We start from the raw sequence: 25,622 nt of genomic DNA, 5'->3' as shown, positions 1-25,622 counted from the left end.
GCGCGGGCGGTCCCGTTCAGCCCTCCAGGAACGCCGTCAGCGCGTTCGCCAGCAGGTACGGGTCGTCGGCGCCGCACAGTTCGCGCACGCTGTGCATGGAGAGGATCGCCGCGCCGATGTCGACGGTCTTGATGCCGTGCCGGGCCGCGGTGATCGGGCCGATCGTGGTGCCGCACGGCATCGCGTTGTTGGACACGAACGACTGGAACGGCACGCCGGCCTTGTCGCACGCCGCCGCGAACACGGACCGGCCCGAACCGTCCGTCGCGTAGCGGTTGTTGACGTTCACCTTGAGGATCGGGCCGCCGTTGGCGCGCGGGTGGTGCGTGGGGTCGTGGCGCTCGCCGTAGTTGGGGTGCACGGCGTGACCGGTGTCGGAGGAGAGGCAGATCGTGCCGGCGAAGGCGCGCGCCCTGTCCTCGTACGAGCCTCCGCGCGCGAACACCGAACGCTCCAGGACGTTCCCGAGCAGCGGGCCGTCGGCGCCGGTGTCGGACTGCGAGCCGTTCTCCTCGTGGTCGAACGCGGCGAACACGGGGATGTACGGGAGGTCCTCCTGCTTGCCGACCTCGGCGAGCGCGGCGGTGCAGGCGTGCACGGACAGCAGGTTGTCCATGCGGGGGCCCGCGAGGAGTTCCTTGTCGCGGCCCAGGTAGGACGGGGCCTCGATCGCGTACGTCATGAGGTCCCAGCCGGTGATGTCGCCGCGGCCGAGCCCGTTCTCGTCCTCCAGGAAGGCCATGAGGTCGCCCTCGTGGACGTCGCCGCCGAGGCCCCAGATGGGCTGCATGTGGCGCTGCTTGTCGAGCTTCAGGCCGTCCGTCGTGACGGAGCGGTCCAGGTGCACGGCGAGCTGCGGGACGCGCAGCAGGGCGCGGTCGACGTTCACGAGGCGTTCGGTGCCGTCGCGCAGCGAGACGCGGCCCGCGAGGCCGAGGTCGCGGTCGAGCCAGGAGTTGAGCAGCGGTCCGCCGTAGATCTCCACGGCGACCTGCCGCCAGCCGTTGCTCGCCATGTCGGGCTGCGGCTTCACGCGCAGGTTCGGGGAGTCGGTGTGCGCGCCGACGATCCGGAACGGCGTGTGGGCCTGCGCCCCCTCCGGCACGTACCAGGCGATCACGGCGCCGCCGCGGGTGACGAACTTGCCTCCGCTGGTGCCGTCCCAGGCGTCGGTCTCGGCGACCTGCTGGAAGCCCGCCTTCTCCAGGCGTGCGGCCACGTTGGCCACGGCGTGGTACGGCGTGGGGCTCGCCGCGAGGAAGGACATCAGGTCGTCGGTGTGCCCGCGATCGAAGGGGCGGGAGGCGGTGTTCATGCGGCAAGGGTAGGCCAGTGCCTCTGGTCGGGCGCGGCCCCATCGGCCTGCCTCCGGCGGCCCTGAAAGGGGCGCGGGGAACTGTGCGCGCAACTACGGGTGGCCGTGGCTGCCGACGACGGCACGCTCTGTGGCCATGGGCAAGGCCCGCCGTCCGCGAAAGGGACGACGGGCCTTGGCCACATACCGGTTCAGCGGAGCGTCAGAACGCCGACTCGTCCAGGTCCATGATGTCCACGCCGGACTCGCTCGTGGTCTGGGCGAGCTTGCGCGCACCCGTCACACCCGGCAGGACGTTCGCCGCGAAGAACTTCGCAGCGGCGATCTTGCCCTGGTAGAACGGCACGTCCTTGGCGGAGGCACCCGCTGCGAGCTTCTCCGCCGCGACGGCCGCACCCTTGAGGAGCAGGTAGCCGACGACCACGTCGCCGGAGGCCATCAGCAGGCGGGTCGTGTTGAGGCCGACCTTGTAGATCGACTTCACGTCCTGCTCGGTGGCGACCAGGTCGTTGATCATGAGGCCGACGATGGCCTCCAGCTCGCCGGCGGCCTTCGCGAGCGTCTCGCGGGCCGCGGTCAGCTCCTCGCCGCCGGTCTCCACGGCGAGGAACTTCTTGATCTCCTCGGAGAGCGCGTTCAGCGCGGCACCCTGGTTGCGGACGATCTTCCGGAAGAAGAAGTCCTGGCCCTGGATCGCGGTCGTGCCCTCGTAGAGCGTGTCGATCTTCGAGTCACGGATGTACTGCTCGATCGGGTACTCCTGCAGGAAGCCGGAGCCGCCGAACGTCTGCAGCGACTGGGCCAGCTGCTCGTAGCCCTTCTCGGAGCCGTAGCCCTTCACGATCGGCAGGAGCAGGTCGTTGAGCGCGTGCTCGGCCGAAGCGTCCTCGCCCGCGGCCTCCTTGACCTGGATCGCGTCCTGCACGGAGGCCGTGTAGAGGACGAGCGTGCGCATGCCCTCCGCGTACGCCTTCTGCGTCATCAGGGCGCGGCGCACGTCCGGGTGGTGCGTGATGGTGACCTTCGGCGCGGTCTTGTCCGTGCTGCGGGCCAGGTCGGAGCCCTGGACGCGCTCCTTGGCGTACTCGAGGGCGTTGAGGTAACCCGTCGACAGCGTGGAGATCGCCTTCGTGCCGACCATCATGCGGGCGAACTCGATGATGCGGAACATCTGGCGGATGCCCTCGTGCTTGTCGCCGATCAGCCAGCCCTTGGCGGGGTGCTGGTCGCCGAAGGTCATCTCGCACGTGTTGGAGGCCTTGAGGCCCATCTTGTGCTCGACGTTGGTGGCGTAGACGCCGTTGCGCTCGCCCAGCTCGCCGGTCTCCCAGTCGAACTCGAACTTCGGGACGAGGAAGAGGGAGAGGCCCTTGGTGCCGGGGCCGTGGCCCTCGGGGCGGGCGAGGACGTAGTGGAGGATGTTCTCCGACATGTCGTGCTCACCGGACGTGATGAACCGCTTCACGCCCTCGATGTGCCAGGAGCCGTCCGCCTGCTCGACGGCCTTCGCACGGCCGGCGCCCACGTCCGAGCCGGCGTCCGGCTCGGTCAGCACCATCGTCGAGCCCCACTGCTTCTCGACGGCGATCTCGGCAGCCTTCTTCTGCTGCTCGTTGCCCTCCTCGAAGAGGATGCCGGCGAACGCGGGACCGGACGAGTACATCCAGACCGCCGGGTTGGCGCCGAGGATCAGCTCCGCGTGGGCCCAGATGAGCGAGCGCGGGGCGGTGGTGCCGCCGATCTCCTCGGGCAGGCCGAGACGCCAGTACTCGGCGTCCATGAAGGCCTGGTAGGACTTTTTGAAGGAGGCCGGGACCGGCGCCGTGTTGGTCTCCGGGTCGAAGACCGGCGGGTTGCGGTCGGCGTCCGCGAAGGACTCCGCAAGGTCGTTCTCGGAGAGGCGGGTGACCTCTTCGAGGATGCTCTTGGCGGTGTCGACGTCCATCTCCGCGAACGGTCCGGTGCCGTACAGCTTGTCGCGGTCGAGTACCTCGAAGAGGTTGAACTCGATGTCGCGGAGATTCGACTTGTAATGCCCCATGGCGACGGCTCCGTAAAGATCGGGGAGGCGGGTCGTCCGGGGTCGCCCGGACCGTCCTCGTACGCATACCAACTAGTAACCAACACAATGCTACCCGTGGGTAATAAGAATCAACCCCCAGTGGGCATCTGTGACGAACTAGGCGCCTTGGCGCTCTCGTCCCGCCGCCCCCTCGGGCGTCGGTAGTCTTTCCCTCATGTACGGCTACGACCAGAGCCCGGGCGCCGGGCAGCAGCAGTACGCGCCGCCGCAGGGCGGGTACGGGCAGCAGGCTCCGCCGCTGTATCCGGAGCCGTCGCCGCCCTCGCTCACGGACGCGGTCCGCGCGTTCACCACGGGCTCGATGTCCGCCGAGGACTTCCAGCAGATCTTCGCCTCGTCGAAGGTCTACTGCCCGCGTGGTGACAACCCGGGCTTCCTCGCGCTGCACAACACGCAGCAGCCGGTGATCCCGATGTTCAGCACGCTCAAGGAGCTGCGCAGGTACGCGGGCAAGGAGTCCAAGTACTTCGTCATCACCGGCGCGGAGGTGATCGACCTGCTGCCCACCGGATACGGCTTCGTCCTCGACATGGAGGGCGAGCACCGGATGGTCTTCGACGCGAAGGCGGTCGAGGAGATGGTCGACTTCGCGATGCGCCGCATGTACGGATAACCGCACCCCCCGCCACTTCCTACGGGCCCGGACGCTCACGCGTCCGGGTCTTTTGCGTGTCCGGACCCGGCCCCGGCGCGGCCGGGAATACCGCACGACTTGCTAGATGTTCACCGTTCAACTAAATTGAAATCAGACCTTGAGGAGGCCGCCATGCCCGCTGTGACCGTCGAGAACCCGCTGACCCTGCCCCGTGTGGCCGCGCCGGCGGACGCCGTGGCGCGCCCCGTGCTCGCTGTGACGACCGCGCCCAGCGGTTTCGAAGGGGAGGGATTCCCGGTGCGCCGCGCGTTCGCCGGGATCAACTACAAGCACCTCGACCCGTTCATCATGATGGACCAGATGGGTGAGGTGGAGTACGAGGCCGGTGAGCCCAAGGGCACGCCCTGGCACCCGCACCGCGGCTTCGAGACCGTCACGTACATCATCGACGGCACCTTCATCCACCAGGACTCGCACGGCGGTGGCGGCACCATCACCAACGGCGACACCCAGTGGATGACGGCGGGCAGCGGCCTCCTGCACATCGAGACGCCGCCCGAGTCGCTCGTCATGTCCGGCGGTCTGTTCCACGGCCTCCAGCTGTGGGTCAACCTGCCCGCCAAGGACAAGATGCAGAACCCGCGCTACCAGGACATCCGCGGTGGCCAGGTCAAGCTGCTCACCACCGAAGACGGCGGCGCGCTGCTCCGCGTCATCGCCGGTGAGCTGGACGGCAACGAGGGTCCCGGCATCACGCACACCCCGATCACGATGGTGCACGCCACCGTCCGCCCGGGCGCCGAGGCGACGCTGCCGTGGCGTGAGGACTACAACGGGCTCGTGTACGTGCTCGCGGGCCGCGGCTCCGTCGGCGCCGACCGGCGTCCCGTGCACACGGGACAGACCGCCGTGTTCGGCGCGGGCTCGTCCCTGACCGTGCGCGCCGACGAGGCCCAGGACGCGAACACCCCCGACCTCGAAGTGGTCATCCTGGGCGGGCAGCCGATCCGTGAGCCCATGGCGCACTACGGCCCGTTCGTGATGAACAACAAGGCCGAACTGCAGCAGGCCTTCGACGACTTCCAGGCCGGACGCCTGGGCGTCATCCCCAGCAAGGAGCGCCTGCCGCACACGTAAGGCATCGCGTGAGGTGATGCGTGATGTGACGCCCCGTCACTCGGCCGGACCCGGCCGGGAGGCGGGGCGTTCGCGTGCATGATCGTCTGGCGGGGTGCAGACCGGTAAGCCACTCCTCCCCGACCCCGCCCGCCGCCTCGCCGCCTGGTGCGCAGTCATGCTGCTCGTCACCGCGGTCGCGGGCGTCGGGATCGCGCTGGTCATCATCTTCCATTCGGCCGTCACGCCCGTGCTGCTCGCGCTGCTAGGCACCGCGCTCCTCGGCCCGGTCTTCGAATGGCTCACCAAGCTGAAGCTGCCGCGCGCGCTGGCCGCCATCCTCACCTGCGTCGCGCTCATCGCCGTGGTCGGCGGCGCCGGCTACATCGTGGTCACCGCGCTGATCGACACCGGGCAGCAGATCGTCGACTCGGTGCGGCAGGCCGGGGACTGGCTCAGGGACCACGTCGGCCTCACCGGCGCCGATGATCTCGGCGATGTCGCCGACAAGGCCAAGGACCAGGTCGGCAAGTGGGGCTCCAACCTGGCAGGCGGGGTGATCGCCGGGCTCTCCGCGCTGGGCTCGCTGCTCGCCACCAGCGTGCTCGCGCTGTTGCTCACCTTCTTCTTCCTGAAGGACTCCAACCGGGCCGCAGGGCTCGCGCGCGCGATCGCCCCGCACCACGGCGAGGTCCTGGAGGCCATGGGGCGGCGGGCCTTCGAGGCGATCTCGGGGTTCATGCGCGGCACCACGTTCATCGCGCTCATCGACGGCATCTGCATCACCGTCGGACTGCTGATCCTTCAGGTGCCGGGTGCGGTGGGCCTGGGCGCGCTGGTCTTCGTCGGCGCGTACATCCCCTACCTCGGCGCGACGCTTTCCGGGGCCGTCGCCGTGCTCGTCGCGCTCGCCGACCGGGGGCTGATCATCGCCCTGTGGACGCTCGGGGTGATCCTCGCCGTGCAGCAGCTGGAGGGGCACATCCTGCAGCCGATGATCCAGTCGCGCACCGTCCAGATGCACCCCGCGATGGTGATGCTGGCGATCACGGCGGGCGCGGCGGTCGCGGGCATTCTCGGGATGCTGCTCGCGGTGCCGCTGGTGGCCGCCGCGTTCGGCGTCCTCGGGGAGCTGAGGAGGCGTTACGCGCCCGATGACATGGGCGAAGGACCACCTTCTGTTTCACGTGAAACGGGTGACGGGTCCTCTGGGGCCACCGGGTCCACCGGGTCCACCGAGGCTTCCGGGACCTCCGGTGCTGCCGGGGCCGCCGGGGCCTCCGAGGGTTCGTAGAGCTCGAACCAGATGCTCTTGCCCTCGCCCCGAGGGTCCACGCCCCACCGGTCGGCCAGCAGCTCCATGAGCACCAGACCCCGCCCCGACGACGCCAGTTCACCGGGGCGGCGCTTGTGCGGCAGGTCGTCGGAGGCGTCCGCGACCTCCACGCGCAGCCGGCGCGGTTCGGCGCCGTGCCGGGTCATCTCGGCGACCAGGAGCGCGTCGCCGTCGGTGTGCACCAGGACGTTGGTGACCATCTCGGAGACGAGCAGCACCGCCGAGTCCATCTGATCCGTGTCGGCCCAGTCGTGCAGCAGCTCCCGCAGCTGCTGGCGGGCGGCCGCGATCCGCTCGGGCTCGGCCTGGGCGATGGTCATCGCGGTGCGCCGGGCCACGGTGGCACCGGCCGACTGGGTGGTGCGGCGCAGCAGCAACAGCGCGATGTCGTCCTCGCGGCGGTCCGCGAGCGGCCCCGTGGTGTGGTGCGAGGAGGGGCCGTGCACCGCCTGCACCAGGGCGTCGGCCAGCTCTTCCAGGCGCTCGTCGGGGCCGGCCTCCAGGGCCGCGCGGATCCGCGACCAGCCGGTGTCCAGGTCGTGCCCGCCCGTCTCGATCAGGCCGTCCGTGCAGATGAGCAGCGTCTCTGCGGGTTCGAGGACGAGACGGGTCGTCGGGTAGTCCGCGTCGGGGTCGACGCCGAGCGGCAGGCCGCCCGCGGTGGGGCGGACGAGGACGGTGCCGTCGGCCATCCGGATCGCGGGGTCCGGGTGCCCGGCGCGGGCGATCTCCAGGACGCCGGTTGCGGGGTCGGCCTGGACGTACAGACAGGTCGCGAACCGCGGGTCGGCCCCCGGTTCGTCGGTGTCGCCGATGCCGTGCAGGAAGCGGGAGGCGCGGGAGAGCACGGCGTCGGGCCGGTGCCCCTCGGAGGCGTACGCGCGCAGGGCGACCCGGAGCTGCCCCATCAGGCCCGCCGCGCGCACGTCGTGGCCCTGTACGTCGCCGATGACCAGGGCGATGCCACCGCCCGGCAGCGGGATCATGTCGTACCAGTCGCCGCCGACCTGGAGGCCGCCGCCGGTCGGCACATAGCGGGCGGCGACGCTCATCCCCGGGATCTCCGGGCCGAGCGTCGGCAGCATCGACTTCTGCAGGCCGTCGGTCAGCTCCCGCTCCGACTCGGCGACCCCGGCCCTGGAGAGGGCCTGCGCCAGCATCCGCGCGACCGTGGTGAGGACCGAGCGCTCGTCGGGCGTGAACGACACCGGGTAGGTGAAGCCCGCCATCCACGCGCCGAGCGTGCGGCCCGCGACGATCAGCGGCAGGAACGCCCACGACTTGCGCTCGAAGCGGGCGGCCAGCGGCCAGGCGGCCGGATAGCGGGCGCGGTACTCGTCCGGCGACGACAGGTAGACCGCGCGCCCGGTGCGGACGACCTCGGCGCCCGGGTAGTCCGTGGCCAGGTCCATGTCGGTGAACGGGGACTCGTCGCCGTCCTCCTGGCCGTGGTGCCCGATGACGGTGAGCCGGTCGCCCGCGACGCCGAACACCGCGAGGCCGTCCGGCGAGAACCCCGGCATGGAGAGCCCGGCGGCGACCCGCAGCACCTCCTCCGTGGACCCGGCCTCCGCGAGCGCCCGCCCCGCGTCCAGCAGGAAGGCCTCGCGCGAGCGCCGCCAGTCGCCGGTCACGGGGGTGCGGGAGGCGGCCCCGGGCGGCGGCTCGGTCACTTCCTGGATCGTGCCGATCAGCTCGTACGAGTCCGGGGAGTCGCCGTGCGCGACCGGCTTGGAGCGGCTGCGTACGGTGCGCAGCACCCGGCCCTGGTCGTCCATGACGCGCAGCCGGGCCTCGGCGAGGGTGCCCTCGGCGACGGCGAGCTGCACGATCCCGTCTATCTCGTTCCAGTCGACCGGGTGGAAACGGGCGCGGGCCGCGGACTCCGTCAAGGTGACCGGCTCGCCAGGGGCGGCGGTGGGCAGGCCGACGAGCCGGGCGGCCTCGGCGTCGAAGGTGACGAGCCCGGCCCGGTTGTCCCATCGCCACAGCCCGGTGGCCAGAGCGGCGAGGACGTCCTCCACGGGAGGGAGGTCACCGGTGCGCATTGCCCCACTCTAGGAAGAGGTGATCGATTACGGCCACCAGAGGCTTCGCCGGGGCGGGTGGGGGTGTTGCGGTGGGACGGGGCTGCGGTGCGGCTGCGGCGGGGCTGACGGCGGGCCGCGACGGGGTGGGGGCCGACCGGAGGCGCTGCCCGCGCCGGGGTGCCGCCTTGCCCACCCTGCCGCCCTTGGCGGCAGATTGCCCAAGGCGGCGGAGGCGGAGGGCCCAAGGCGGGGCCGGTAGGCTTGGGGGGATCCCGGTTGTCTCCCGGGGAACCCCAAGCGCAAAGGCTGGATGAACGACGATGCATCGGTACAGGTCCCACACCTGCGGCGAGCTCCGCGCCTCTGACGTCGGCTCCGACGTCCGGCTGAGCGGCTGGCTGCACAATCGCCGAGACCTGGGCGGCATCCTCTTCATCGATCTGCGCGACCACTACGGCATCACGCAGCTCGTCGCCCGTCCCGGCACCGAGGCCGCCGAGGTTCTCGACAAGCTGACCAAGGAGACCGTCGTCCGTATCGACGGCAAGGTCGTCTCCCGCGGCGCGGACAACGTCAACCCGGAGCTGCCCACCGGCGAGGTCGAGATCGAGGCCTCCACGGTCGAGGTGCTCGGCGCGGCGCAGCAGCTGCCGTTCCAGATCAACCAGGACGACGGGGTGGGCGAGGAGCGCCGCCTGGAGTACCGCTTCCTGGACCTGCGCCGCGAGCGCATGCACCGCAACATCATGCTGCGCAGCGAGGTCATCGCCTCGATCCGCTCGAAGATGGTCAACCTCGGGTTCAACGAGATGGCGACGCCGATCCTCGCCGCGACCTCCCCCGAGGGTGCCCGCGACTTCGTCGTCCCGTCCCGCCTGAACCCGGGCAAGTTCTACGCCCTCCCCCAGGCGCCGCAGCAGTTCAAGCAGCTGCTGATGATCTCGGGCTTCGACCGCTACTTCCAGATCGCGCCGTGCTTCCGCGACGAGGACGCGCGCGCGGACCGCTCGCCGGGCGAGTTCTACCAGCTCGACATCGAGATGAGCTTCGTGGAGCAGGAAGACGTCTTCCGCCCCATCGAGAAGCTCATGACGGAGATCTTCACGGAGTTCGGCGGCGGCCGCGAGGTCACGTCCCCGTTCCCGCGCATCCCGTTCCGCGAGTCGATGCTGAAGTACGGCAACGACAAGCCGGACCTGCGCGCCAAGCTCGAACTCGTCGACATCACCGACGTGTTCGAGGGCTCGGAGTTCAAGGCGTTCGCCGGCAAGCACGTCCGTGCGCTGCCCGTCCCGGACACCGCGTCGCAGTCCCGCAAGTTCTTCGACGGCCTCGGTGACTACGCGGTCGAGCAGGGCGCGAAGGGCCTCGCCTGGATCCGCGTCGGCGAGGACGGCACGTTCGCCGGTCCGATCGCCAAGTTCCTCACCGAGGAGAACGTCAAGGTCCTCACCGAGCGCCTCGGCCTCAAGGCCGGCCACGCCGTGTTCTTCGGCGCGGGCGAGTTCGACGAGGTCTCGAAGATCATGAGCGCCGTCCGCGTCGAGGCCGCCAAGCGCGCCGGCCACTTCGAGGAGGGCGTGTTCCGCTTCTGCTGGATCGTCGACTTCCCGATGTACGAGAAGGACGAGGAGACCGGCAAGATCGACTTCTCCCACAACCCGTTCTCCATGCCGCAGGGCGGTATGCAGGACCTGGAGGAGAAGGACCCGCTGGACATCCTGGCCTGGCAGTACGACATCGTCTGCAACGGCATCGAGCTGTCCTCCGGCGCCATCCGTAACCACGAGCCCGACATCATGATCAAGGCGTTCGAGATCGCGGGCTACGACGCCGAGACCGTGGAGGCCGAGTTCGCGGGCATGCTCCGCGCGTTCCGCTTCGGCGCCCCGCCGCACGGCGGGATCGCCCCGGGCGTCGACCGCATCGTCATGCTCCTCGCCGACGAGCCGAACATCCGGGAGACCATCTCCTTCCCGCTGAACGGCAACGCGCAGGACCTGATGATGGGCGCGCCCACCGAGCTGGACGAGTCGCGCCTGCGCGAGCTCAACATCCAGCTGCGCAAGCCGGTCGAGAAGAAGTAACCAAGTCACCGGCTCCGTACGGCAGTTCACGTCAGGGCCCCCGCTCCGCACACCGGAGCGGGGGCCCTGACGTTTCCGGGTGATGCGCAGTCCTGATGCGCAGTCTTGATTCACAGTCGACACCCATGTCCCTGACAGGTTCGGCCCCTAGCGTCCACGCCCATGACCGAGCCGACTGAGCAACCTGAGACCCAAGTAGCGTCACACAGACGAGAGTTGACCCGCCGTAGGGCCATCCTGGCGGGTGGCGCGGCCGTCGCGGCCGTGGGCATCGCCGGCACCCTCACGGAGGGCGGAGCGTTCGCCGACGAAACGGCGTCGGACACGGAGGCCTGCTACCAGCTCACCACGGAGACCACCGAGGGCCCGTACTACATCGACGCCGACAAGCTCCGCCGTGACATCACCGAGGACCAGGAGGGCATCCCGCTCCTGCTGAGCCTCAAGGTGATCGACGCGGACACGTGCAAGCCGCTGAAGGACGCCGCCGTCGACATCTGGCACTGCAATGCCGTCGGCATCTACTCCGGCTACGAGGACATGAGCTCCGGAGGCGGCGGCACGCCTCCCACCGGCGCCCCCACGGACATGCCCACGGGCACGCCCACCGGTGAGCCCCCGACGGGCGGCCCCGGTGGCGGCGGTGGCGGGCACCAGGAACCCACCGACGACGAGCGCTACCTGCGCGGCACATGGAAGACCGACAAGCACGGCCGCGTCGCGTTCAAGACGGTCTTCCCGGGCTGGTACCAGGGCCGCTGCGTGCACATCCACGTCAAGGTGCACGTCGACGGCGAGTGGACCGACGCGGGCTACGAGGGCGGACACACCTGCCACACCGGCCAGCTCTTCTTCTCCGAGGAATCGGTCCTCGCCTCGGCAGAGGTCGAGCCGTACTCGACGAACACCACGACCCGTACGACGCTCGACGAGGACACGATCTACCCGGACAACGGCACCGAGGGCGGCCTGCTGCACCTCAAGTACCTCAAGAAGCACATCGACAAGGGCGTCGTGGCGTCACTGACGATGGGGGTGGCGCCGGACGAGACGCACGACAGTACGGACACGATGCCGGGGGCTCCTTCGGCTTCTGCGTCGTCCACTGCCTCGTAGGTCTCAGCCCGAGCGCGGCACCACGAGTCCCGACTCGTACGCCGCCACCACCGCCTGCGCCCGGTCGCGGACGCCGAGCTTGGCGAGGACCCGGCTGACGTGGGTCTTCACGGTCTCGCCGCCGACCACGAGGCGTCCGGCGATCTCCTGGTTGGACAGGCCCTCGGCGATCAGTCGCAGCACCTCGCGCTCGCGCGGGGTCAACGCGTCGACGGCGAGGGCCTGTTCGGGCACCGCGCGCGGGCGGAGCCGGGTGAACTCGGCGATCAGGCGGCGGGTGACGGTCGGCGCGAGCAGCGCCTCGCCCGCGGCGACCACCCGCACCGCCTCGAAGAGCCGCTCGGCCTGCATGTCCTTGAGCAGGAAGCCGCTGGCCCCTGCGGCGAGCGCGTCGTACACGTACTCGTCGAGGTCGAAGGTCGTCAGCATCACGACGCGGGTCGCGGGCAGGTCGCGCGCGATGCGGCGAGTGGCCTCGATGCCGTCCATTCCGGGCATGCGGACGTCCATCAGGACCAGGTCGGGATGGACCTCGCGGCAGACGCGGACCGCTTCGACGCCGCCGGGCGCGCTGCCCACGACCGTGAAGTCGTCCTGGCTGTCGAGAAGCGCGCCGAAACCGGCCCGTACGACGTCCTGGTCGTCGGCGACGACGATCCGGATGGCGTTCAGGGGGGCGTTCAGGGGGGCGTTCAGGGGGGCGTTCATACGGCGGGGCCCTTGACCGGCAGGGACGCCTCGACCAGGAAGCCGCCTGCCGGGGCCGGGCCCGCGTGCAGGGTGCCGCCCGCCATCGCCGTGCGTTCGCGCATGCCGAGCAGGCCGTGGCCCGGCTCGCCGAGGCCCGTGCCCGGACCGCAGTCCCGTACGCGTATCGCCAACTGGCTCTCCCTGTAGTGCAGTTCGACGTCCACGGCGACGCCCGGCGCGTGCCGGCGGGCGTTGGTCAGGGCTTCCTGGACGATGCGGTACGCGGTGAGTTCCAGGCCGGGGTCGAGGGCGGTGACGTGGCCGCGGACGATGAGGCGGACGGCGGTGCCGGTCGCCGCGCGGGCCTCGTCGACGAGGGTGACGAGCTGGTCGAGGCCCGGCTGCGGCGAGCGGGGCGCGGCCTGCGCGGGTTCGGCGGGGGCGTCCTCGCGCAGGACGCCGAGCAGCCGGCGCATCTCGGTGAGGGCGAGCCGGGCGGTGTCGCCGATCGCCAGGAAACGCTCGGCGCCCTCCGGCGGCAGACCGGGCGTCGTGTATCTGGCCGTCTCCGCCTGCACCGAGATCGTCGAGATGTGGTGGGCCACGATGTCGTGCAACTCCCTTGCGATACGGGCCCGTTCACCGAGCGCCGCATGGGCGAGGGCCGTGTCCGCGTACGCCCAGTCGGCGGCGGAACGGCGGGCCGCCTCGGCCTGCGCGCGCCGGGCGCCGCCCGCGGTGAGCGCGGCCGCCGCGCCCGCGAGGAGGACGACGCCGTAGGGGCCGCTGTCGTCCGTGAGCGCGTACGCGGTGAAGGGCACGGCGAACAGGACGGCGGTGCGGCCGGGACCGCGCCGCCCCACCAGGTACAGGGCGGCGGCGAGCGCCGGGAGGCCCGCGTACAGCGTCTGGCCGTACGTGAGTGGGGCGAGCAGCGCGGCCGCGGTGAGGGCCGTGGCGGTGAGCAGGAGCTGGGAGCGGACGAAGGCGAGGGGGGCCGTCGCGCCCAGCGCCAGGGCGAGCAGGCCGGGGAGTTCGGGGGCCGGGTCGCGGCTCTGCCCGGTGACCTCGGCGAGGGCCGCGAGGGCCAGGACCGTGGCGGCGAGCAGCGGCAGGTCACGTGCGGTGGCCGCGCGCTGGGCCCGTGCCCGTGCCGTGGTCCAGGTCCCCGTCATGGCGGTCATTATCGGCGGGCCGGGCCGCGGGCGGCGTCCCCCTGCGGGGGGAGCGGGTCCCCCGGGAGACCACGCCCGGGCGGGACGCCGCCGCGCCGCCCGGTACCTAACGTCAACTGGCATGACCGATATGACGATCGAGGCCCGCGGGCTGTGCAAGCGGTACGGGTCCACCGTGGCCGTGGACGGGCTCAGCTTCACCGTCGAGGCGGGCCGGGTGACCGGGTTCGTCGGGCCCAACGGGGCCGGGAAGTCGACGACGCTGCGGATGATGCTCGGGCTCGACCGGCCCGACAGCGGGGCCGCGCTCATCGGCGGGCGGGACTACACGCGGCTCGCCGACCCGCTGTCCACCGTCGGCGCGCTGCTCGACTGCGAGGCGCTGCACCCGGGCCGCCGGGCCCGGGACCATCTGCTGTGGCTCGCCCACTACAACGGTCTTCCGAGCCGCCGCGTCGACCTCGTCCTCGACCAGGTCGGTCTCGCCTCCGCCGCGAAGAAGCGCGCGGGCGGCTTCTCTCTCGGGATGCGCCAGCGGCTCGGCATCGCGGCCGCGCTGCTGGGCGATCCGCCCGTGCTGATCCTCGACGAGCCGGTCAACGGGCTCGACCCCGAGGGCATCCAGTGGATCAGGCACTTCCTCAAGTCCCTTGCAGCGGAAGGGCGTACGGTTCTCGTCTCCTCGCACCTGATGAGCGAACTCCAGGACACCGCGGACCACGTCATCGTGATCGGCCGGGGGCGGCTGCTCGCCGACACCGACGTCGCCTCGCTGCTCGACGAGGCGTCCGGCGAACGCGTCGCCCTGCGCACCAGCAGGCGCGGCGAGGCCCTGGCGGTGCTCGCGGGCGCCGACGCCACCGTCGCCGTGACCGGGCCCGACGCGCTCACCGTCACCGGTCTGGCCGCCGAGGAGGTCGTCGCCCGACTCGGCGCGCACAACATCCCGTTCTCCGAACTGTCCCGGCACCGGGCCACGTTGGAGGAGGCGTACATGGAACTCACCGGTGCGGCAACGGAGTTCGCCGCTACCGGACTGAGCGCACAGGAGGCGTCCTCATGAGGTCGCCGATGGTCCGTGCCGTGCGCGCCGAGTGGACCAAGCTGCGCAGCGTCCGCAGCACCCCCCTCGCCCTGATCGCGCTGCTCGCCCTCAGCCTGCTGCTGACCGTCGCGTCGGCGAACGGCAGCCAGTTCGGCTACGGCGGCCCGAAGAAGTACGACGCCTCGTCCTTCGTGCACCGGACGGCCGCGGGCGACGGCACCTTCACCGTGCGCGTCGCCGCGCAGAAGAGCAGTGCCGGTTGGGCGAAGGCGGGGCTGCTCCTGAAGGACGGCACCGCGAGCGGATCCTCGTACGCCGCCCTGATGGTGACGCCGGAGCACGGCGTGCGGATGATGGCAGACGGGAAGCACGAACTGACCGGCTCGGGCGGCGCGGACGCACCGCGCTGGCTGCGGCTCGTACGGTCCGGGGACCGGGTCACTGGCTACGAGTCCGCCGACGGCCGGGCCTGGACCAAGGTCGGCACGCTCACCGTCGCCGGGCTGCCGGCCACCGCCGAGGCGGGCCTCTTCGTCACGTCGCCGATGGACGGCAAGGAGGAGCGCAGCGGCCCCGGCGACCTGCGCATGCACCCCGAGGCCACGCTCGGCAGGGCGGTCTTCGACCATGTCGCCTTCCCCGCGCAGGGCAAGGGCGACTGGCGGCAGACGGACATCAAGCAGACCGTGAAGAAGGGCGAGATGGCCGACCCCGTCGCCGACCCGAAGCCCTTCCGTGAGCAGGCCGGCACCTTCACGATCACCGGCAGCGGTGACCTGGGCGGCCTCGGCATGGGCGGCGTCGGACAGCTCGGCGGACAGCCCGACCTGGTCAAGATGGCGCTCGACGACGGCATCCAGATCGCGACGATCGCGGTGATCGCCCTCGGCGTCCTGTTCATCACGTCCGAGTACAAGACCGGGACCGTGCGCACCACGTTCACCGCGAGCCCGCGGCGCGGCCGGGTGCTCGCCGCGAAGGCGCTCGTCCTCGGCGCGACGGTCTTCGTCGTGGGCCTGGTCGCGAGCGTGGCGGAGTTCCTCGTCGCCCGCCCCGCCCTGCGCGACAACGGATTCGCCCCGCCCCTCTTCCCCGAGCTCTCCCTCACCGACCCGGCGACGATGCGGGCGATCGTCGGCAGCGCCGCGTTCCTGGCGCTGGCCGCCGTGCTGAGCCTGGGGGCCGGGGCGCTGCTGCGGCGCGCCGTCCCGGCCGTGGTCCTGATGATCGTCACGTTCGTGGTGCTGCCGATCGTCGCGCAGACCACATCCATCGGCTTCAGCGACTTCGTCGGCCGGGCCACTCCGACGGCCGGCCTCGCGGTCCAGCAGACCCACCGGCTCCTCGACACCGTCATCACACCGTGGGCGGGCTTCGGGGTGCTGTGCCTGTACGTGGTGGTGGTGCTCGGGGCGGCGCGGTGGCGGCTGACCGGGCGGGACGTATGACGGCGGCGGGCGCGGCGCGCGCCGTTCACGGGGAATGGACCAAACTCCGTACCGTTCCCGGGCAGTTGTGGACGGTGGTGTCCCTGACCGGGGCGATGATCGCGTTCACCGCGCTGATCGCGGCGAGCGCCGAGGAGGGGCAGTCGGGGGTCCTCGCGCCGACCGCGCTGTCCCTGTCCGGGGTGTACCTGGCGCAGACGGCGGCCGCGCTCGTCGCGATCGCCGTGGTCTGCGGCGAGTACCCGCGCATGATCCGTACGACCCTCGCGGCGAACCCGCGGCGCACCACGGTGTTCCTGGCGAAGGCGGCGGTGACGGCGGCGGCGGTCCTGGCGGCGGCGCTCCCCGCGGTCCTCGGCTCCCTGGCGGCGGGCCGCGCCGTCCTGTCGGGATCATCGGGACCATCGGACTCGCCGGGATCGTCAGGATTCCCCCAACTCCCGCTCTCCTCACCGGAGTTGTGGCGGGCGACGCTCGGCACGGTCGTCTATCTGCTGCTCGTCGCGCTGCTGAGCGTGGGGGTGGCGCTGGTGGTGCGGCACGCGGCGGCGGCCGTCGGCGCGGTGATGGCGCTGCTGTACGGGCCCTACCTGGCCACGCTGATCATCACGATGCCGGAGCACGTGCTGCACCGGGTCCAGAAGCTCTCCCCGATGACGGCGGGCCTCGCCGTCCAGACGACGACCGGCCCCGGCACGGCCCCACTCGCCCCCTGGAACGGCATCGCCGTCCTCGCCGCCTACGCGGGCGGGGCGCTGGTGGTGGGGTGGGCGGTGCTCAGGCGCCGGGACGCCTGAGCCCGCCGACAGGCCCTAGGCGGCGGGCTCGCCGCCGAAGCGCTCCTTGTAGGACTCCAGGTCCTCGTCGGTGATCTTCGCGAAGAGGACCGGGGGGACGGTGAAGGGGGTGCCGGCCGGGACCGAGGTCAGGGACGTGGCCTCCTCCGGGGTGACCCACGAGGCGTCGTCGCCGGGAAGGTCGAACGCCGCGCGCATGGCGGCTGCCGACGCCGGGATGAAGGGCTCGGAGACCACCGCGTAGAGGCGGATGAGGTTCATCGCCGTACGCAGGGTCAGCGCCGCCGCGTCCTTGTCGGTCTTGATCTCCAGCCAGGGGGCCTTCTCCTCCAGGTAGGAGTTGCCCGCCGACCACAGGGCGCGCAGCGCCGCCGCGGCCTTGCGGAACTGGAGGGCCTCCATCTGGGTCTCGTACTCGGCGAGGAGCGTGGAGATCTCCTGGCCGAGCCTCGTCTCCGCCTCGCCCGGCTCGCCGCCCGCCGGGACGTCGTCGCCGAAGCGCTTGCGGGAGAAGGACAGCACGCGGTTGACGAAGTTGCCGAGGGTGTCGGCCAGGTCCTTGTTCACCGTCGCCGTGAAGTGCTCCCAGGTGAAGGAGGAGTCGTCCGACTCCGGCGCGTTCGCGATGAGGAAGTAGCGCCAGTAGTCGGCCGGGAGGATCTCCAGGGCCTGGTCGGTGAAGACACCGCGCTTCTGCGACGTGGAGAACTTCCCGCCGTAGTACGTCAGCCAGTTGAAGGCCTTGAGGTAGTCGACCTTCTTCCACGGCTCACGGATGCCCATCTCCGTCGCCGGGAACATGACGCTGTGGAACGGGACGTTGTCCTTCGCCATGAACTCCGTGTACCGGACGTCGGTGGCGCCGGCCGGCTCGTACCACCACGACTTCCAGTCGCGCGTCTCACCGTCGGGGGCCTGGTCGGCCCACTCCTTCGTCGCGCCGATGTACTCGATCGGGGCGTCGAACCATACGTAGAAGACCTTGCCGTCGGCCGCAAGCTCCGGCCACGTGTCCGCCGGGACCGGGACGCCCCAGTCCAGGTCGCGGGTGATCGAGCGGTCGTTGAGACCCTCGGTCAGCCACTTGCGGGCGATGGAGGACGCGAGCTGCGGCCACTCGTCGGCGACCTCGTCGATCCACGCCTCGACCTCGACCTGCAGCTTCGACTGGAGCAGGAAGAGGTGCTTGGTCTCGCGGACCTCGAGCTCCGTGGAGCCGGAGATCGCGGAGCGCGGCTCGATCAGGTCGGTGGGGTCGAGGACGCGGGTGCAGTTCTCGCACTGGTCGCCGCGGGCCTTGTCGTAGCCGCAGTGCGGGCAGGTGCCCTCGACGTAACGGTCGGGCAGGAAGCGGCCGTCGGCGGGCGAGTACACCTGCCGGATCGAGCGCTCCTCGATGAACCCGTTCTCGTTCAGCTTGCGGGCGAAGTGCTGGGTGATCTCCGCGTTCTGCTGCGACGAGCTGCGGCCGAAGTGGTCGAAGGCGAGACCGAACCCGTCGTAGACCGCCTTCTGCGCGTCGTGCGCCTGCGCGCAGAACTCGGCGACCGGGATGCCGCGCTCCTTGGCCGCCAGCTCGGCGGGCGTGCCGTGCTCGTCCGTCGCGCAGATGTACAGCACGTCGTGGCCGCGCAGGCGCAGGTAACGGGAGTACACGTCGGCCGGGAGCATGGACCCCACCATGTTGCCCAGGTGCTTGATCCCGTTGATGTACGGAAGGGCGCTGGTGATGAGGTGTCGAGCCATCGGGGGCTGCTCCCGGGTTGTGACGTGAATGGAATTGACGTGAGTGGAATCTAGAAATCGTAGCCGACATGGGGTGGCCGCCCGCGCGGTGTTTTACTGCGCGGACGGCCATGGGGTATCGGGGCCCTGCTGAGCGGGGTTACGGGGCGGGGGTTACGGGCGCCAGGCCTCCAGGAGGCCCTTGTAGAGCTCCGCGTCCGTGAGTTCCAGCGGGGTCTCGCCCGCGTGGAAGACCGCGGCGTTCTCCGCCTTCAGCTTGCGGAGGTAGTCGAAGTTCTTCGAGTCCGGGTCGCCGAACGTCACGAACTGGAAGAAGAGGGGGCGCTCGGCCGCCTTCGCGAGGGCCTCGTTCGCCGGGCGCTGGACGTCCGGGGGGCCGTCCGTCTGGAAGATCACCAGGGCCGGGGCCTTCGGGTCGTCCGACTTCTCGTGGTGCGCGACGATCTCCTCGATGGCGCGGTGGTAGCTGGTGCGGCCCATCCGGCCCGCCTCCGCGTGCCACGCGTCGACCTTGCCCTCGTACGCGTCCAGGGTGAGGTCGCCGGAGGCGTCGATGTCCGTCGAGAAGATCACCGTGTGGACGGTGGGGGTCTCGCGGGTGTCGAGGTGGGCGGCCAGCGCGACGGTCTGCTCCGCGAGGGCGGTGGTCGAGCCGTTCTTGTAGTACGAGCGCATGGAGCCGGAGCGGTCCAGGACGAGGTAGACCGTGGCGCGGGTGCCGGTGAGGCCGCGGGTCTTGAGGGCGGTGCCGGCGGCGGTGTGGGCGGCCGCCAGGCCGGGAGCGCGGGTCTTGATTTCGGCCGGGGTGGGGTCGACGTCCTCGGTGGCTTCGGCCTGAGCCGGGGTCTTCGCCGCGACGGGGTCGACTTTTTCGGTCTTGTCGGCCTGGGCCGGGGTCTTTACCGGGGTGGGGTCGACGTCCTTGGTCTCTTCGGCCTGAGCCGGGGTCTTCGCCGCGACAGGGTCGACCTTTTCCGTCTCTTCGGCCTGGGCCGGGGTGGGCTCCTCGGTCTTGTCGGCCTGAGCCGGGGTGGGCTCCTCCGCCGTGACGGGGTCGGCCCCCTTGTCCTCTTCGGCCTGCACCGGGGGCTGTGCCCACCCGTCCCGCCCTGCGGGACGCTTGCCCACAGCGGGGGCCGCCGCATCCTCGGCCTCGACCTTGGCCTCGGCCTTGGTCTCGCTCTTGGCGGGGGCGGCAGCCTTGGCCTCGGCGGGGGCCAGGGCCTCAGTGTCGGCCTTGGACTTGCCCTTGGCGGGCTTCGCAGCCTTGGCCTTGGCGGGGGCCGCAGCCTCGGCGTCGACCTTGGTCTCGGCCTCGGCGGGGGTGGCGTCCTCGGTCTTGGCCTTGCCCACAGCGGAGGCCGCGTCTTCGGTGTCGACCTTGGTCTCGCTCGCGGCGGGAGCCGCAGCCTTGGCCTTGCCCTTGGCGGGGGCTGCCTTCTTGGCCTTGGTCTTGCTCGCGGCGGGGGCGGCGGCCTTGGTCTTGGCCTCGGCGGGGGCCGGGGCTTCGGCCTCGACCTTGGCCTCGCCCTTGGTCGCGACCTTGGCGGGGGCCGGGGCTTCGGCGTTGGCCTTGGTCTCGGCCGCGGCGACGGTCGCGCCCTCGGCGTTGTCCTTGGCCTCGGTCCCGATCTCGGGCTCCGCCGGCGCCGAGGTCGCAGCCTCTGCCTTGGCCGGAGCCGCAGCCTCTGCCTTGTCCTTGGCCGGAGCCGCCGCGTTCGCCGCCTCTGCCTTCTCCTTGGCCGCAGTCGGAGCCGCCGCCGCATCCTCAGACTTGGGCTCGGCCTTCTCCTCGGCCGCGGCCGGAGCCGCTGCCGTGACCTCGGCCGACGCCGCAGCTTCCGCCTCGGCCGCATCCTCCGACGGAGTCTCAGCAGCGGCCGTCTCGGCCTCCGCCGGTGCCGCAGCCTCCGTCTTCGGCTCGGCCGAAGGCGTCTCCTCGGCCGCAGCCTCCGTCTTCCGCTCGGTCGAAGTCGACTCCTCGGTCGGAGCCGCAGCCTCCGCCTTGGCGGGGGCCGCTGCCTCTTCCTCGGCCAGAGCCGCGGTCTTCTCCTCGGCGGGAGCCGCAGCCTCCGCCTCGGCGGGAGCCGCAGCCTCCGCCTTGGCCGGAGCCGCAGCCTCCGCCTTGGCCGGAGCCGCAGCCTCCGCCTCGGCCGGAGCCGCTGCCTCTTCCTCGGCCGGCGCCGCAGCCTCGGACTTCTCCCCGGTCGGCGCCTCCGCCTCGCCCCGCTCCGCCGCAGGCTCCCGCGGCAGCCGCTCGCCGCCCACCGGGCTCGACGGTTTCGGGACCGAGATGTTGTCGAAGGCGGCCGAGACCAGGTCGTCGGCTTCGCCCTTGGACGGAGCGGGGACCGTTGGCGCCTGGTCGGAAGCGGCAGCGGCAGGCGCTGGGTCCGCGGCGGCAGCGGTCTCGTCTTTTTTGCGCGATCGCCCGAATGCGTTCCGCAGCAGATCCAGAATGCCCATGTGCGCAACCTTCCGCATGAGTTGTCCCCGACGTCCCTGCTCCCTGGAACCCCTGGCCAGGGCGGACACGTAAGGTTAGCCGCCACGGACCGTGATCTTGGGCAGGGTCGGGTCGTTCGACCGAGCGGACAACTGCCGCCCTTTCTGTATGGATTCAGTCGATCACGCCCGACTCCGTGAGACGTGTCCGATACGCCGGTGACTGGTGTGCCGACTCCCAATAGGCCTCCCGCAGGGCCGGCAGAACCGCGTCCAGGACGGGTGCGGAGCGGGCCGCGAGGAGGAGGCGTACGGCGACCGGGTCGCCCTCAAGAGGGCGGATCGCCATGTCGGGGCGGGCGAGCGACGTCGGCTGGCAGAGCGTCACCACCTCGCCGGTCGCGACGAGGTTGGACGCGGTCAGGTAATCGCCGTGCAGGACACGGGGGTTGAGGCCCGCGGAGCGGAACGCCCGGAGCAGGCCGTCCCATTCGCCGTCCACCGTCGGGTCGATCATCCACCGGTCCTCCGCCAGGTCCGTCAGACGCACGACCGGGCTGCCGGCCGCCGGGTGGTCCGCCGGCAGGGAGACGTACTGGGGTTCGCGGGCCAGGAGGACCTTGCAGGTCAGGGACTCCGGTATGCGCAGGGGGCTGCCCTCCACCTCGTGGACGAACGCCACGTCGAGGCCGCCCTCGGCCACCAGGCGGAGCAGCGCGTGCGCCGAGACGTCCATGCGCAGCGACGGCTCGTGCGGCGAACTCGCGCGCAGGCGGCGCAGCCAGCCCGGTATCGCGCGGCTGGCCGTGGAGCCGATGCGCAGGAGGCCACCGGCCGAGTCCTGTGCCATCGCGCGCGTCTCGTCGACCAGCGCGCGCAGGTCGTCCACCAGCGGGCGGGCCCGCGTGAGCAGGGTGCGGCCGAGCGGCGTAGCGCGGCAGCCGGTGCGTTCGCGGGTGAACAGGCGGCCGCCGAGGTGGTCCTCGATGCGGCGCAGCTGGGTGCTGAGGGCGGGCTGGGTCATGCCCAGGTGACGGGCCGCCTTGTGCAGGCTGCCGGTGTCCTCGATCGCGCACAGGACGCGCAGGTGCCGCACTTCCAGCTCCATGGGCGTCGAGCGTAGGCCGGTCCCGTACGTCGCACCAGAGTCACCAGCGTCAACTGTGTGGGGATAACGCGGAGTTATCGCGCAGTGGCATCTACCTCGTGCGTCCCGTCCGCCCCAGACTCTCACGCATGAACATGACACCCCCCACATCTGTTCGTCTGCTCGCCTGCGCCCTCGGCGCCGGGCTCACCGTCGCCGCCCTCGCCGCGGCCCCCGCGTCCGCCTCCTCCTCCGGGTCCACCGAGCGGGTCGCGCACTACGTCGGCTCGCACTACGCCGGCTCCGCCGAGGAGGCCGCCGCCAACAAGGCCTTCTTCCAGGCCGTCCTGAAGTCCGTCGCCGAGAAGCGGGCCGCGAACCCGGGCGCCGCGTCCGTCACCGTCACGTACGACGCCTCACAAGCGCCCACCTTCCAGCAGCAGATAGCGAGCAGCGCGTCGATCTGGAACTCGTCCGTGTCGAACGTGAAGCTCCAGGCCTCGTCCGGCGGGGGCGACTTCTCGTACCGCGAGGGGAACGACTCGCGCGGTTCGTACGCGTCGACGGACGGCCACGGCAGCGGCTACGTCTTCCTGGACTACGCGCAGAACCAGGAGTACGACTCCACGCGCGTGACCACGCACGAGACGGGACATGTGCTCGGCCTCCCCGATCACTACGAGGGGCCGTGCAGCGAGCTGATGTCGGGCGGCGGTCCTGGCCCCTCGTGCACCAACTCGAACCCGGACGCGAACGAGAAGGCACAGGTGGAATCCCTGTGGGCCAACGGGTTCGCCAAGGCCCTGCACAAGGCCGAGGCCGAGCTGCGCTAGGGCCCCAGGGCCTGTCTTCGAACTCCCGTCAGGCCCTGGCGGATCCGACGGACGAGGCGCGCGGCCCGGCCCCCACCTGCGAACTGACCGCAGCGGGCCGCCGTCTCTCTTCCCTCACCCGGCCGCCGCCCGTCTCCCCACGGGCGGCGGCCCGGTGCGCTCAGCCGTGCAGCGTCAGGTCCACCAGGAGCGCCCGGTGGTCCGTGTCCGCGAGGTCGATGAAGCGGGCCTTGTCCGCCGAGAAGTCGTCGGTCACCAGTACGTGGTCGATCTGCGTGCCCAGCGGGCCGGGCGCGGTCGACGGCCAGCTCGGGGTGCGGGCGTGGCCGGTGAGGCGGGCCGCGTCGTGCAGCGGCCCCGCGTCGAGGATCCGGCGGAACGCCGCGTGCTCCTGCGTCGCGTTGAAGTCCCCCGCCATGATCCCGGGCCCCTCGGTGGCCCGCGCCGCGTCCGCGAGGCGGCCCAGCTCCGTCTTCCACAGGCCCACCTGGTCGGGCAACGGCGGCATGGGGTGCACGAGTTGGAGGCGCACCGCGTGACCGCGTACGTCGGCGGTGGCGGCCGGCATGCCCATCGTCCCTGCCACCGTCGGCGCCGCCTTCAGCGGGAACCTGCTGAGGATCATCGAGCCTTCCGAGCCGTCCGCCGCCACGGCCTGCCGGTGCGGGTAGCGGGTGCGCAGCGACTCGCGGTCCAGCGCGTCCCGGCAGGGCCGCCCGCACTCCTCGACGAAGACGATGTCGGGGCGGTGTCGGGCGACCGTGTCGATCAGCGCGTTGGTGCCGCGGCTGAACTGCACGTTGGACGCCAGCACGCGGACGCCGGAGACGGGGGCGCCGTCCGGCTCGCCGTCCGTCCCGTACGGCTCCATGTACCAGGCGAGCGCGCCGAGTACGGCGAGGCCCCAGACCAGCCCCGTACGCCAGCGCGACAGCAGCGCGAGAAGCAGGGCGGCGGCCGTGGGCGCGATCAGCCAAGGGAGGAACGCGAGGAGCTGGGGGACGGGGGTCACCGCGTCGCGGTCCGCGGCCCGGCAGCCGACCACCACGCTCACCCCGACGAGCAGCAGCGCCGCCGCCCACGCCCCCGTCCTGTTCACACGGCGGCGCCCGGCGCCCCGCGGCTCGTACCGCGGGGCGCCGGGCGCTTCGTCCGTGATGTGCTGCTGTCGCTGGTCCAAGACCCGGCCCCCGTCTCCGTACCGGTCCGTTCGGAGTCCTCCAGGTTAGCCGGGGTGCCCCGCCGTCAGGCCGGTTTGGCGGCCCCGGGGTTGGGGGCGCGGCCGTGGTCCGTGGCGAGGGCCCAGATGACGAAGACGCCGATGGCGATGGAGATGAGCGACCACACGGGCGCGTACGGCAGGAACAGGAAGTACTCGACGACGTAGAGCGCGCCGAGGGCGATGCCCGCGCCGCGCGCCCAGTCCTGGCCCTTGAGCACGCCCCAGCCGGTGACCGCGACGAGCGCGCCGATCACCAGGTGGATCCAGCCCCACGTGGTGAGGTCGAAGGCGTAGACGTAGTCGCCGATCCGGCTGTAGACGTCGTCCTTGGCGATGGCGGCGATCCCGTTGAGGACGCCGAGGCAGCCGCTGACCAGCATCAGGACGCCGGCGAACAGGGTGCCGCCGGCCGCCCAGGCGCCGCGCGGGCTCTCGCCGAGCGTGGGGTCAGGGTCGGGCGTGCGGTGGTCCTGGGACCAGGTGGTCGTCTTCTCGGTTTCCGGCGGTGTTTGTGTCATGCGGGCGCCTCCTCGTGTCACTGGAATGCTCGCGCCGGAGCAGGGAGGCGGCATTCCGCGCGCGGCTGAACGGGTGCCGGCCGAGCCACACCGCGAGCGCCACCACCACGCCCACCGCGAGGATCACCCACGACGCGGTCCGCATCGGCGAGGTCAGGGCGTCGTAGACCGAGCCGGTCGCCGCCTTGTTCGCCGCGTCGGAGATGTCTTCGAGCGTCAACGCTCGGGCGAGCGGCAGCGCGATGAGCAGCGCCGCCGCGCCCAGGGCGGCGCCGAGGGCGGTCAGGGAGAGCGCGGGACGGCGCCGCCGGGCGAGCGCGAGGCCCGCGACGGCGCACACGACGGCGGCCAACGGCAGCCAGTGGCCCGCGAGTTGGAAGGCGTGGAAGCCCTTCCGCAGCCCGGCCAGGTCGCCGGCGGACAGCAGGGTGACCTCGGTGTGGGCGACCGGGATCCGCTCGGCGAACGGCACCCCGTTCTCCTCCAGCTGCTGCTTGACCTGCCGGGTGACGGGGGCCAGGTCGAGCGTGACGGGCCCCGTGGTGCCCTCGTCGAGGGCCTGTTGCACGGCGTCGTGGGCGGCGCGGTTCGCGGTGTTCCAGGCGCCGCGGAAGGCGTCGGTGTCCGTGAACGAGACGACCGCGTCGTGCAGATAGTCCTCGACGACCGATGCGAGCGCGCCCACGTCGAGGTTCTTCATGACTCCGGTGGTCACCGCGTCGGCGACCGCGTTCTGCACGTCCGGGTCGCCGGCCGGCGGCGCCATCGCGGACACGTACCGGTCGCTGTCCCCGATCTCGTACTTCGCCCAGGTGGAGAGCGTGCCGAGCGGGACGAGGAGGCAGGCGAGGACGAGCAGAACGGCGGAGGCGGTTCTTCGGATCACCGTTCCAGGCAAGGCCCCGGCCGCGCCGTGCGCGACCGGGGTGCCTGCATAC

19 protein-coding genes and 1 pseudogene are annotated in these 25,622 nt (G+C 71.5%); 9 read left to right on the top strand and 11 right to left on the bottom strand.

Annotated features, from left to right (window positions below; genetic code table 11):
* Nucleotides 1-16 precede the first annotated feature (16 nt).
* Both OG746_RS04735 and OG746_RS04730 read right to left on the bottom strand, forming a co-directional pair.
* Nucleotides 17-1,315 carry a M18 family aminopeptidase gene (locus OG746_RS04735; protein ID WP_266711831.1) on the bottom strand — a complete coding sequence of 433 codons (1,299 nt, stop codon included), beginning with the start codon at nt 1,313-1,315 and terminating at the stop codon, nt 17-19.
* Nucleotides 1,316-1,517: 202 nt separating this feature from the next.
* Complete coding sequence (locus OG746_RS04730; protein ID WP_266711829.1) at nt 1,518-3,356, bottom strand: acyl-CoA dehydrogenase; 1,839 nt, start codon at nt 3,354-3,356, stop codon at nt 1,518-1,520.
* Nucleotides 3,357-3,552: 196 nt separating this feature from the next.
* Here OG746_RS04730 and OG746_RS04725 point away from each other — a divergent pair, with 196 nt between their 5' ends.
* The 3 genes from OG746_RS04725 to OG746_RS04715 all read left to right on the top strand — a co-directional run bounded on the left by OG746_RS04725 (nt 3,553) and on the right by OG746_RS04715 (nt 6,403).
* Entirely contained in the window at nt 3,553-4,011 is a 459-nt protein-coding gene (locus OG746_RS04725) for an SseB family protein (protein WP_266711827.1), read from the top strand.
* Nucleotides 4,012-4,164: 153 nt separating this feature from the next.
* The gene (locus tag OG746_RS04720) at nt 4,165-5,130 is read left to right on the top strand and encodes a pirin family protein (RefSeq protein WP_266711825.1); all 966 of its coding nucleotides are present in this window, start codon (nt 4,165-4,167) and stop codon (nt 5,128-5,130) included.
* Nucleotides 5,131-5,224: 94 nt separating this feature from the next.
* Nucleotides 5,225-6,403, top strand: coding sequence for an AI-2E family transporter (locus OG746_RS04715; protein WP_266711823.1), 1,179 nt, complete (start codon nt 5,225-5,227; stop codon nt 6,401-6,403).
* On the opposite strand, the pseudogene OG746_RS04710 reads toward OG746_RS04715, so the two are convergent.
* Nucleotides 6,376-8,493: pseudogene (locus OG746_RS04710) on the bottom strand (ATP-binding SpoIIE family protein phosphatase); the annotation flags it as partial. The gene OG746_RS04715 and the pseudogene OG746_RS04710 sit on opposite strands and share 28 nt — an antisense overlap.
* A gap of 302 nt (nt 8,494-8,795) precedes the next feature.
* On the opposite strand from OG746_RS04710, the gene aspS reads away from it, so the two are divergent.
* Both aspS and OG746_RS04700 read left to right on the top strand, forming a co-directional pair.
* Nucleotides 8,796-10,562, top strand: a complete 1,767-nt coding sequence (gene aspS / locus OG746_RS04705; protein ID WP_266711821.1) for an aspartate--tRNA ligase — start codon at nt 8,796-8,798, stop codon at nt 10,560-10,562.
* 162 nt (nt 10,563-10,724) lie between these two features.
* A complete protein-coding gene (locus OG746_RS04700; RefSeq protein WP_266711819.1) occupies nt 10,725-11,678 on the top strand; it encodes an intradiol ring-cleavage dioxygenase in 954 nt (317 codons plus the stop codon).
* A gap of 3 nt (nt 11,679-11,681) precedes the next feature.
* Here OG746_RS04700 and OG746_RS04695 read toward each other — a convergent pair whose 3' ends face one another.
* Both OG746_RS04695 and OG746_RS04690 read right to left on the bottom strand, forming a co-directional pair.
* Nucleotides 11,682-12,386 carry a response regulator gene (locus OG746_RS04695; protein ID WP_266711817.1) on the bottom strand — a complete coding sequence of 235 codons (705 nt, stop codon included), beginning with the start codon at nt 12,384-12,386 and terminating at the stop codon, nt 11,682-11,684.
* Nucleotides 12,383-13,543, bottom strand: coding sequence for a sensor histidine kinase (locus OG746_RS04690; protein ID WP_266711815.1), 1,161 nt, complete (start codon nt 13,541-13,543; stop codon nt 12,383-12,385). The genes OG746_RS04695 and OG746_RS04690 overlap by 4 nt, the downstream gene beginning before the upstream one ends.
* A 121-nt stretch (nt 13,544-13,664) precedes the next feature.
* Here OG746_RS04690 and OG746_RS04685 point away from each other — a divergent pair, with 121 nt between their 5' ends.
* From OG746_RS04685 to OG746_RS04675, 3 genes are read left to right on the top strand one after another with little or no spacing between them, the layout of a single operon-like run.
* Nucleotides 13,665-14,606, top strand: coding sequence for an ABC transporter ATP-binding protein (locus OG746_RS04685; RefSeq protein WP_524540374.1), 942 nt, complete (start codon nt 13,665-13,667; stop codon nt 14,604-14,606).
* Entirely contained in the window at nt 14,603-16,036 is a 1,434-nt protein-coding gene (locus OG746_RS04680) for an ABC-2 membrane transporter-related protein (RefSeq protein WP_266711813.1), read from the top strand. The genes OG746_RS04685 and OG746_RS04680 overlap by 4 nt, the downstream gene beginning before the upstream one ends.
* A complete protein-coding gene (locus OG746_RS04675; RefSeq protein WP_266711811.1) occupies nt 16,009-16,833 on the top strand; it encodes a hypothetical protein in 825 nt (274 codons plus the stop codon). Before OG746_RS04680 ends, OG746_RS04675 begins: the two co-directional genes overlap by 28 nt.
* A gap of 15 nt (nt 16,834-16,848) precedes the next feature.
* Here OG746_RS04675 and metG read toward each other — a convergent pair whose 3' ends face one another.
* The 3 genes from metG to OG746_RS04660 all read right to left on the bottom strand — a co-directional run bounded on the left by metG (nt 16,849) and on the right by OG746_RS04660 (nt 22,132).
* Nucleotides 16,849-18,579 carry a methionine--tRNA ligase gene (gene metG, locus OG746_RS04670; RefSeq protein ID WP_266711809.1) on the bottom strand — a complete coding sequence of 577 codons (1,731 nt, stop codon included), beginning with the start codon at nt 18,577-18,579 and terminating at the stop codon, nt 16,849-16,851.
* A 153-nt stretch (nt 18,580-18,732) separates the two neighbouring features.
* Entirely contained in the window at nt 18,733-21,045 is a 2,313-nt protein-coding gene (locus OG746_RS04665) for a VWA domain-containing protein (RefSeq protein WP_266711807.1), read from the bottom strand.
* A 154-nt stretch (nt 21,046-21,199) separates the two neighbouring features.
* A complete protein-coding gene (locus OG746_RS04660; RefSeq protein WP_266711805.1) occupies nt 21,200-22,132 on the bottom strand; it encodes a LysR family transcriptional regulator in 933 nt (310 codons plus the stop codon).
* A gap of 128 nt (nt 22,133-22,260) precedes the next feature.
* Here OG746_RS04660 and snpA point away from each other — a divergent pair, with 128 nt between their 5' ends.
* A complete protein-coding gene (gene snpA, locus OG746_RS04655; RefSeq protein ID WP_524540373.1) occupies nt 22,261-22,944 on the top strand; it encodes a snapalysin in 684 nt (227 codons plus the stop codon).
* Between the two features lie 160 nt (nt 22,945-23,104).
* Here snpA and OG746_RS04650 read toward each other — a convergent pair whose 3' ends face one another.
* The 3 genes from OG746_RS04650 to OG746_RS04640 all read right to left on the bottom strand — a co-directional run bounded on the left by OG746_RS04650 (nt 23,105) and on the right by OG746_RS04640 (nt 25,570).
* Nucleotides 23,105-24,103 (bottom strand): endonuclease/exonuclease/phosphatase family protein, encoded by a 999-nt coding sequence (locus tag OG746_RS04650; RefSeq protein WP_524540455.1) that lies wholly within the window; start codon nt 24,101-24,103, stop codon nt 23,105-23,107.
* 86 nt (nt 24,104-24,189) lie between these two features.
* The gene (locus OG746_RS04645; protein WP_266711803.1) at nt 24,190-24,684 is read right to left on the bottom strand and encodes a DUF7144 family membrane protein; all 495 of its coding nucleotides are present in this window, start codon (nt 24,682-24,684) and stop codon (nt 24,190-24,192) included.
* Nucleotides 24,614-25,570 carry a hypothetical protein gene (locus OG746_RS04640; RefSeq protein ID WP_266711801.1) on the bottom strand — a complete coding sequence of 319 codons (957 nt, stop codon included), beginning with the start codon at nt 25,568-25,570 and terminating at the stop codon, nt 24,614-24,616. The genes OG746_RS04645 and OG746_RS04640 overlap by 71 nt, the downstream gene beginning before the upstream one ends.
* Nucleotides 25,571-25,622 lie beyond the last annotated feature (52 nt).

Origin of the sequence: Streptomyces sp. NBC_01016 (assembly GCF_026341035.1) — a bacterium.
Classification (GTDB): Bacteria; Actinomycetota; Actinomycetes; order Streptomycetales; family Streptomycetaceae; genus Streptomyces.
This window is presented reverse-complemented; position numbering and strand designations above follow the sequence as displayed.

What these genes read in the sequence shown, in the direction of transcription:
- OG746_RS04735 (WP_266711831.1), bottom strand. Translation starts at nt 1,315, where the DNA reads ATGAACACCGCCTCCCGCCCCTTCGATCGCGGGCACACCGACGACCTG.
- OG746_RS04730 (WP_266711829.1), bottom strand. Translation starts at nt 3,356, where the DNA reads ATGGGGCATTACAAGTCGAATCTCCGCGACATCGAGTTCAACCTCTTC.
- OG746_RS04725 (WP_266711827.1), top strand. Translation starts at nt 3,553, where the DNA reads ATGTACGGCTACGACCAGAGCCCGGGCGCCGGGCAGCAGCAGTACGCG.
- OG746_RS04720 (WP_266711825.1), top strand. Translation starts at nt 4,165, where the DNA reads ATGCCCGCTGTGACCGTCGAGAACCCGCTGACCCTGCCCCGTGTGGCC.
- aspS (WP_266711821.1), top strand. Translation starts at nt 8,796, where the DNA reads ATGCATCGGTACAGGTCCCACACCTGCGGCGAGCTCCGCGCCTCTGAC.
- OG746_RS04700 (WP_266711819.1), top strand. Translation starts at nt 10,725, where the DNA reads ATGACCGAGCCGACTGAGCAACCTGAGACCCAAGTAGCGTCACACAGA.
- OG746_RS04695 (WP_266711817.1), bottom strand. Translation starts at nt 12,386, where the DNA reads ATGAACGCCCCCCTGAACGCCCCCCTGAACGCCCCCCTGAACGCCATC.
- OG746_RS04690 (WP_266711815.1), bottom strand. Translation starts at nt 13,543, where the DNA reads ATGACGGGGACCTGGACCACGGCACGGGCACGGGCCCAGCGCGCGGCC.
- OG746_RS04685 (WP_524540374.1), top strand. Translation starts at nt 13,665, where the DNA reads ATGACCGATATGACGATCGAGGCCCGCGGGCTGTGCAAGCGGTACGGG.
- OG746_RS04680 (WP_266711813.1), top strand. Translation starts at nt 14,603, where the DNA reads ATGAGGTCGCCGATGGTCCGTGCCGTGCGCGCCGAGTGGACCAAGCTG.
- metG (WP_266711809.1), bottom strand. Translation starts at nt 18,579, where the DNA reads ATGGCTCGACACCTCATCACCAGCGCCCTTCCGTACATCAACGGGATC.
- OG746_RS04665 (WP_266711807.1), bottom strand. Translation starts at nt 21,045, where the DNA reads ATGGGCATTCTGGATCTGCTGCGGAACGCATTCGGGCGATCGCGCAAA.
- OG746_RS04660 (WP_266711805.1), bottom strand. Translation starts at nt 22,132, where the DNA reads ATGGAGCTGGAAGTGCGGCACCTGCGCGTCCTGTGCGCGATCGAGGAC.
- snpA (WP_524540373.1), top strand. Translation starts at nt 22,261, where the DNA reads ATGAACATGACACCCCCCACATCTGTTCGTCTGCTCGCCTGCGCCCTC.
- OG746_RS04645 (WP_266711803.1), bottom strand. Translation starts at nt 24,684, where the DNA reads ATGACACAAACACCGCCGGAAACCGAGAAGACGACCACCTGGTCCCAG.